Raw genomic sequence first — 2,594 nt, 5'->3', positions numbered from 1 at the left:
TTTATAGGAGCAGGTTTTTCAAAAGAAGTGCTCTCAGATAAGATAAATACAGATGTGATGAATTGGGAAGGATTGCTTAGAGAAGTTGGAAATAGTTATGGTGTAAGCACTGATTCTATATTTTATAAAAATCATTCGTATCCTGAAATAGCAACGTATATGACTAGAGAAATAGCGAAAAATAGAGAGTGTAGCGTAAAGAAGGCAGAGCTCTTATTAAAAAATAGGATTTGTGATTTAACTGACTGGCATCCTAAAAAACAAACTGCGGAATTTTTTAGGGAGCTCATACTGGAATTAGATCCTAAATGGATAATAACTACGAATTATGATACTGTGCTTGAAAGCATATTAGGGGAGAGAGCTATTTCGCTTACCCCAAATGATGTATTTGTAGAACCTAAGGGGACTATACCTATATATCATTTGCATGGAATAAGACATGATCCAGAGTCTATTGTTATTACTCAAGAAGATTACATACCATTATTTAGACCGATGGAGTATAGGCAGACAAAACTTTCGCTTCTATTTAGAGAGAGTACAACAGTTTGTATAGGATATGGCCTAGGAGATATAAATGTTCAAACGGCTATAGATTGGTCGACTAGCCTATTTAGATTGGAATCGAAAAAGAAAATTCCAAATTCTATAATACAATTTTATTATTCAAAAGAAGCCAAAAGAGAAGTATATGAAAATCAGCAGGGACATATGATATTTGAGATAAATGATATAAGAAGTGAATTAAGAGAAACTCAAAATAAAATTCAAGAAAAGAAGAGAGATATAGAGAGTATATGCTCGAATAGAAAAATCATAAAAGAAGAATTTCTCGAAAAATATGATTATAGAAATTTTGAAGAGTTGATACTTAAGCCACATTATAGAAAGCTTCATTTTGTAGAATTTCCATGGGAGGATCAAGCTTTAGTTAGTAGTATGCTGGATTTTTTGGAGAGGTTTTTCGGCTATATACGCAAGAATAATTGTGAGGATGAGGCATATGATATCATATTTGAAATAGGAACCCAGATACTTACAATCAGACGACTTTCAGAAATTCCAGTGCTATATACTACATTTTGGACCAGGGTTTTCATAAATTTGGCAGAAAATAAAAAGAGCATTTTACCAGAACATTTTGCAAATGACAGCAAAATATTTAGTGAAAATGCACAGATTATAAACGATAATATTGAATTAGTTAGATGATGAATTTTCTTGATTGTTTAGATTTTCTATCATTTCGTTTCTTGGATTGCCTTCAGTACTTTCTATTATAGTACCATTTTTAGGAAGTTCGAAGGCGTCGCTTTTAAAACTAGGGTTTAGTATGAAATCTTCGACTTGCATTTCACTTGTAGGTTTTAGATTGCCTTCATTATCCATTTGGCTTTCACGTTTTACGAACAGAAAACCAGTTACAGGGTCTATATAGTTTTCTATAACAACAGAATTCATTCGTTTGTAATAGTATATATATATTTTGTCATCTATTTTTTCCCATGAAATTTTATCAGGGTCATATATAGAGGGGTCGAATTCTAAAAGAGTTCCGATAGCTCCTAAATAGCTGTATTTAGGTTGCCCTTCTAATATGAAATCAGGTCTTTTTTCTATTTCAGGTGAATCTGTAAATATTTCATATGCGTAAAGTGCATTGTCGTCAAATTTGTAGAGGGAGACTGCTCTGATATCATTTGAGAGATGAAGTGGGTACTCGTGTCTGAAATCTCCGTCTTTGTAGCTTACATATTCATACATGACATTATTTCTAGTAAATTTCTTAGTTTTTAAAGTCATACTATACGAATTTCTAGATGAAGTTTCTACAGCTAAATCAAATAGTTTTTCTGTTAGAGCTCTTTTAAGAGCTGTTTTTTCGGGTGAAAAATTTTCTATGAAGTCTGAAAAACTATAGTTTTTGAATTTGTTTGGAGATTTATCAGAGGTAGAATCATCTAGTGATTCGCCATAATCGCTTGCAGAGAAACTACTGTTGAATTCTCCAGGGACATCGGTTTTCGGATTAGTTTCCGATACTGCGATGTCTTTTTTTACTTCATTCTGTAAGCTTGATTTTTCAGTATTGTTACTATTTTGACATGCAGATAGTAGCAATGATAATAGCAATAAGCATAGTAATTTATTTAAATTTGTTTTTTTATACAATTTTTTACCTCCGTTTTCAATCTATTGTTCTAAGACTTCGCTAAATTTTTCCACATCAAACTCGTCGGATTCAAATACAGGTTCGAAAGAAATATCTATAACTTCTGCTTCAATAGCAACAATTGTTTTATCTTCGTCTATTTTACTCTCACGTCTTAGCATTGAAAAACCAGTAGTAGGATCAATATAGTTTTCTATTATAGTTGAATCTAGCTTCTTGTAAAGATAGAGCATTTTTTTGTCATCTAAATATTTCCACTCAATCTTATCGGGCTCTAGTAGAGAATAGTCAAGTTCTAACATAGTGCCTAAAGAGCCGGGATATGTTTGTTCAGGTGATTTATTTTCGATTTCATTATCCCATTTTTGAATTTTGGGCATCTTCATTTCTTTGTTATAGTAATATAATGAATTGTCAT

General features: G+C 31.9%; 3 protein-coding genes. 1 reads left to right on the top strand and 2 read right to left on the bottom strand.

Annotated features, from left to right (window positions below):
• Window positions 1-1,215: SIR2 family protein (locus tag N4A40_00940; GenBank protein MCT4660395.1), on the top strand; the 1,215-nt coding region annotated here is incomplete at its 5' end.
• On the opposite strand, the gene N4A40_00935 is transcribed toward N4A40_00940, so the two are convergent.
• Both N4A40_00935 and N4A40_00930 read right to left on the bottom strand, forming a co-directional pair.
• On the bottom strand, window positions 1,204-2,175 hold the full coding sequence (locus tag N4A40_00935; GenBank protein MCT4660394.1) for a hypothetical protein: 972 nt from the start codon (window positions 2,173-2,175) through the stop codon (window positions 1,204-1,206). The genes N4A40_00940 and N4A40_00935 overlap by 12 nt on opposite strands.
• A gap of 21 nt (window positions 2,176-2,196) precedes the next feature.
• The coding region (locus N4A40_00930) for a hypothetical protein (GenBank protein MCT4660393.1) at window positions 2,197-2,594 on the bottom strand (398 nt) is incomplete at its 5' end.

Source organism: Tissierellales bacterium (genome assembly GCA_025210965.1).
Taxonomy (GTDB): Bacteria; Bacillota; Clostridia; order Tissierellales; family JAOAQY01; genus JAOAQY01.
The sequence above is the reverse complement of the archived record's forward strand: the minus strand, read 5'-3'. Positions and strand labels throughout refer to the sequence as shown.